The following is a 6,114-nucleotide window of genomic DNA, read 5'->3' as shown; positions in this document are numbered from 1 at the left end:
GCTGCACCGTTCGCAGTGGGTTGGGCTTGACGGCGCACCGACGACGCAGACGCTGAACTTCCACACTCCGGTATCGGAGCATGTAGGACTTGGACTATCGGTGGTGAACGACGAGATCGGTAACGGTACCAACCAGGATACCTATATCGACGCGGCGTTCAGCTACACGGTCAACACGTCGGAGGAAGGAAAGCTTTCGTTCGGTCTAAAGGCCGGCGGGCACCTGTTCAACGTGGACTTTACGAAGCTTAGGAACTACGGTGCGGAGAGCAACCTGCCGAACATCGACAACAAGTTCTCCCCTAATTTCGGTGCGGGCATCTATTACCACACGGACCAGTTCTATGCGGGGTTATCGGTACCGAACTTTCTGCAGACGGAACACTTTGATAGTTCGGATACGAACAGTTCGAGTTTGATCGCGCAGGAGCGTATGAACTTCTATTTGATCACGGGCTACGTGTTCGAACTTAAGAACGACGTAAAGTTCAAACCTGCGGCATTGATCAAGGCGGTAAAGGGAGCACCGTTACAGATGGACCTGAGCGCGAACTTCCTTTTCAACGACAAGTTCTCTTTGGGAGCAGCCTATAGATGGGACGCGGCGGTGAGCGCGCTGTTCGGTTTTCAGTTGAACGACCAGTTGATGTTGGGGCTTGCCTATGACAAGGAGACTACCGATCTTGGGGCGACCAGGTTCAACGACGGTTCCTTCGAGATCATGCTGAGATATGAATTTTTGAACAAGTACAAACGAGTGATCACCCCAAGATTCTTTTAATAAAAAACGACATGAAAAAAACAGGATATATTTTTTGTGGCCTTGCGGTGATGGCCCTGATGGCAAGCGCGCAGGACAACAAAGTAAAGAAAGCGGACACGAAGTTCACGAACTATGCCTATGCCTCTGCGATACAGTCGTACGAAGAACTTGTAAAGGACGGTTATACCGAAGAGGAGGTGTACAAGAACCTTGGCAACGCGAACTATCTTAACGCGAACTACGAAGAGGCATCGAGCTGGTACGGCAAGCTGTTCGCACTTGAAGGCGCTGACATCGACCCGGAATATATGTACCGTTATGCACAGACGCTAAAGTCTTTGGAAAAGTATACGGAATCCGACCAATGGATGAACAGGTTCAAGAACGCAAAGGCGAACGATCAACGTGCCATCACTTTTGGAGAGAACCAAGACTACCTGGAACAGATCGAGGAACGTTCTGGTAGGTACGAACTGAAGAACATCGGGCTGAACTCGAAGGTATCTGATTTTGCGCCCTCGTTCCATGAAGATGGACTGGTCTTCTCCACGGCAAGGGACAGCGGACTGCTATCTAAGAACATCCATAAATGGAACAACGGTTCCTTTTTGAACCTATATAAGGCATCACAGGACGGACAGGGCAACTTTACCGATGTGGACAAACTGAGCAAGAAGCTGAACAAGAAGACCCATGAATCGTCAACGGCATTTACCAAGGACGGAGAGACGATGTACTTTACACGTAACAACTCCGATGACGGTAAGTTCGAAAGGGACGAAGAAGGCGTAAGCAGATTGAAGATATACAGGGCGACCAAAGAAAACAATGAATGGAACGATATCGAAGAACTTCCCTTTAACGGTGACAGCTATTCGGTAGCGCATCCTACATTAAATAAAGAGGAAACGAAATTGTACTTCGCCTCGGACATGCCGGGCACGAAAGGGCAATCCGATATCTATGTAATCGACATCAACAAGGACGGCAGTTTCGGTACACCGAAGAACCTAGGGGAAGGGATCAATACGGAGGCAAGGGAGACCTTTCCGTTCGTGACGGCAAGTAATATTCTATACTTCTCATCGGACGGTCACCCGGGACTAGGAGGATTGGATGTCTTTGCGACCGACCTGAACAACGAAAGGGGAGAAGTGTTCAACGTAGGACGTCCCTTGAACGGAGAGGAGGACGACTTCTCGTACATTATAGACGAAGAAACGAAGAAAGGCTTTTTCGCATCGAACCGAAAAGGAGGACAGGGGAACGACGATATCTACAGTTTTGTAGAAATGACGCCGTTGGACTTCACCTGCCATACAAATATCACGGGAATAGTAAAGGACGAAAAGACCAATGCACTATTAACGGATGCATCGGTAACGGTATACGACAAGGATAACCAGGTAGTATCTAGTTCGACCACGGACGATAAGGGAGCTTTTGAAATGGAAGGAAATTGTACTGAAGGCAGTTACAAAGTAGTGGCGACCAAAACGGACTATGAGGAAGGCAACAAGACCTTCATGACGGTAAAGGCAGAAGATGCGACCGGTATAGAGATCGTACTTGCACAGGTGGACCCATCGGCACCGATAGGTACGGACCTTGCCAAATACCTGAACATAGAACCGATCTACTTCGATTTCGACAAGTATTTCATCAGGGAAGATGCGAGGAACAGTATCGAAAAGGTACTGGCATACCTTAACGAATACCCGAGCGTGAAGGTACAGGTGCGCTCTCATACGGATTCAAGGGCCAACGACAGTTATAACATGAAATTATCCGCGAACAGGGCAAAGGCAACGGCGGATTACCTGATAGCTGCAGGCATACCTAGCAACAGGATATCGTACGAAGGCTATGGCGAGACGGAGCTTACGAACGATTGTAGCAACAACGTTCCATGTAGCAAAGAAAAGCATCAACTGAACAGAAGATCGGAGTTCGTAGTGGTGGAGTAAAAAACAAGCATCGAATTATAGGAAAAAGGGAAGGGGCAGATGTCTCTTCCCTTTTTCCTTATTAATTATATAGGAAGGTTAAAATTAAACTTGCAATAGCTTATTACAGGCTCTTCTAAAAGCGCTCAACATTTTAAAGTATAGAGGCATAATAACAAATACCTAATTCTATATTAATCTCTTTGTGATTGTGACTATTTCTTTGGCTAGCAGTATTTCTTATATTGATATTTGTAGTTACAAAAAGTAATTATCGTGTGAGCTATTCAGGTTTTCTTGGGCTTCATCTATCTCAAGAAAAGCAAATATATAGGTCTCAATCCCATTTAAGTGTAATATACTATTCACAAAATTACCCAACCGTTTTAACATTTTTTTTAATTGAGTATATTAAATTAAATGTCTTATAACATGGAAATAAATTGTCTTTTCCTTAAATAAATGGATATAACGACAATAGGTTACATACAGTTAAATATTATGTTTGGGAAAGACGGTTAGTATAGTTTAAACAGAAATACCTTTATACCATTTTATTAAGTTGCTTCTAACAGGTATAGGTTTTTCAATTAATTGTGTAGGCAGTATATTTTAAGTTCAAATAGGTTAAAATTTATTTTTGTAAGAATTTTATCTCTAAAACTAATCCTAGTATACCTTATTGTATAAAAAATTTCTAATTTTATTTAACATTTTATTAATAAGATTTTTACTTCTCTAAAATAGAGGAATTTTTATGTGATACCTATAGATTATAGAGGGAGATTAAAAACTAGAAGGTATTTCGTATATTGCTTGAATTGTAATTGTACAGGGGTGTAATCGGTGAAATACACTTATTTTTATGTGTTCACATACAAAAAACAGTAGTTTGCCATACAGATATCTGTTCTATACAACAATTAAGATTTTAATTTTATAACTGATAGTATATTTATCAATATTAACTATATTTAAGTAGTATTTAACCTACTTTAAAGGTAATCTAATATATATCAACTATCATATGAATATTTTTATTAGAACTAACATTATCGCTCTAATAGCGATTTTCTTTCTAACAGCAACTGTAAGTTCGCAGAACTATGAAGATGTGTCTATAACAGGTGTATCTAGTGGCTCCACTACCGATGCATATTTTACTGCAACATCTCCAACTATCCCTTCATTAGCTTTTGTTAGAGTTCAGCAAATAAGTGCAATACTTGGTAATGGACAAATAGGTTTTAACAACTCAATAGATAATTTTTTCTATAGCAATCCTAGTGGAAGTGGTACAAATGCCCCGTCAAGAATACGTATAAGTTTTCTGCAATCCGATCAAGTTACGCCAATTCCTATTAATGATTTTAGAGTTGTTATTAATGATATTGACGGGACAGCTGCAGCGGCTGATCCTGCGGTACCTGTAGAAAATGAGGCCGTTGGAACTAATTGTGGTAATAACGTACGCTTTACTGCAACTGATATACCTACAAATATTAATATTGATACAACTCCTCCAGATCTTCTTTCTGCAGGTACAGAGTCCGAGGCCAATGGGCCAGAGAGTAATCTAATGTTTGAATTCAATGATATAACATTTATCGAATTTGACATTTATGCAAATCCAGGTTTTGTAAAAGAATTTGATTTAAACGAAAGTGAGTACCAAATTGATACAGTTTTTTATTCGGTATGTGTTGGTGATACAGATGGTGATGGAATTTTTGATAATGTAGATATAGATGATGACAACGATGGTATTTTAGATATTGTTGAATCAAATGGGAATGACCCAAATGGAGATGCAGATGGTGACGGACTACCAAACTTTCAAGATGTTATAGATAATTCAGGAGATGGTGTTGCTACCTACAATGCAAACGCCGACGGGAGCACAACTGATTACACAGATGCAAATTCTGATGGTGTACCTGATGTTTACGAAGCCAGTCAAGATGGAGATAGTTTACCAAATCATTTAGATTTAGATTCTGATGATGATGGTATACCAGATAATATTGAAGGTCAAGCTACTGGTTCATACATTGCACCATCAGGTAATGATTCAGATAATGATGGTTTAGATGATAATTATGAAGGAGCAGGAAATGTAGGCATTATTCCAGTTAATACTGATTCTTCCTTTCCATTAGCGGATAATGTACCAGATTTTCTAGATCCAGATAGTGATAATGATGGTATTTCGGATACGGTAGAAGCTTATGATACGAATGGAGATGATGTTGCAGAAATTACAGCCTCTGGTAATGATACCGATGAAGATGGTATTGATGATAATTTTGATTTAAATGCAGGAGGAACGGAAGATTCTGATGCATCAACTAATAATAATCAAACCCCCAATTCTTTTCAGGATGATGATCCTGCCGGAGGAGAAAGAGATTGGAGAGATCCTCGTGATAGCGATGGCGATGGTGCAGCAGATAATAGCGATACAGATGACGATGACGATGGAATTTTAGATTTGGATGAATATTCAGGTCTTGATCCTTTTGGAGATGAAGATGGTGATGGTATTTTAAATTTTAAGGATGTAAGTCAAGATGTAGGTAATATAGGAGACGGAACCACAACTTTTTATACTGATGATGACGGCAATGGCGTACCTGATGTATATGATGTTGATAATGATGGTTTACCAAATCATTTAGATTTAGATAGCGATAATGATGGGCATCCAGATGCTACAGACCCCAATCCATACGCTCCAACTACTCAAAATGACAATGCATGGGCAACTGCAGCTGTAGCTACAGCTATTGATATTTTAGATAATGATGATTTCTTACCTAATAATGATTTAACCAATTCAGGGACTACAGCAATTACTCGAACAGGCGGTACCGCTAATGGTACTGTTGTATTTGATGCAGCAACTGGTGTATTAACATATACACCATTGGTTAGCGAATCTAATTCAACAGTTACGGTTGTTTATCAAGTATGTAATACAGCTTCCAATCCTGATGTTTGTGAAGTAGCGACAGTAAATATAGCAGTGCTACCAGATTTTGATGGTGATGGTATTTCTGACAATGCAGATGTTGATGATGATAATGACGGAATTTTAGATATCGATGAATTAAATTGTTCTACTGATTTTATAGATTTAGGGCAAACATTTTCCACTACAAACAGCTCTGGGACAATTAATGATATTTACGGTTTTGAAGATGTAAATGCTGATTTCAATTTTGAATTACAAGGGACCACTACTTGGGCTTCTGGAGTAAGTAATCAAAATAACGGTTCAATTACAGGTGATTATATAAACGTACAACCACAAAACACGAACTTTAATAATGGTGATGTAGCTGTTTATACTATTAATTTTGTAAACGGACCAGTATATAATGTTGAATTTCAGTGGGGAGGTTT

2 protein-coding genes and 1 pseudogene are annotated in these 6,114 nt (G+C 40.1%); all 3 read left to right on the top strand.

From position 1 onward, the window contains the following. Positions 1–781, top strand: a 781-nt coding sequence (locus ABJI11_RS06200; protein WP_348350420.1) for a type IX secretion system membrane protein PorP/SprF, incomplete at its 5' end; no start/stop codon positions are given. 11 nt (positions 782–792) lie between these two features. Then, positions 793–2,730 carry an OmpA family protein gene (locus ABJI11_RS06195; RefSeq protein ID WP_348350418.1) on the top strand — a complete coding sequence of 646 codons (1,938 nt, stop codon included), beginning with the start codon at positions 793–795 and terminating at the stop codon, positions 2,728–2,730. Between the two features lie 1,006 nt (positions 2,731–3,736). Then, a pseudogene (locus tag ABJI11_RS06190) lies at positions 3,737–6,114 on the top strand (hypothetical protein); the annotation flags it as partial.

Origin of the sequence: Maribacter sp. (genome assembly GCF_039968975.1) — a bacterium.
GTDB lineage: Bacteria > Bacteroidota > Bacteroidia > Flavobacteriales > Flavobacteriaceae > Maribacter.
Note: the sequence above shows the minus strand (reverse complement) of the source record. Positions and strands in the feature narration are given on the sequence as shown.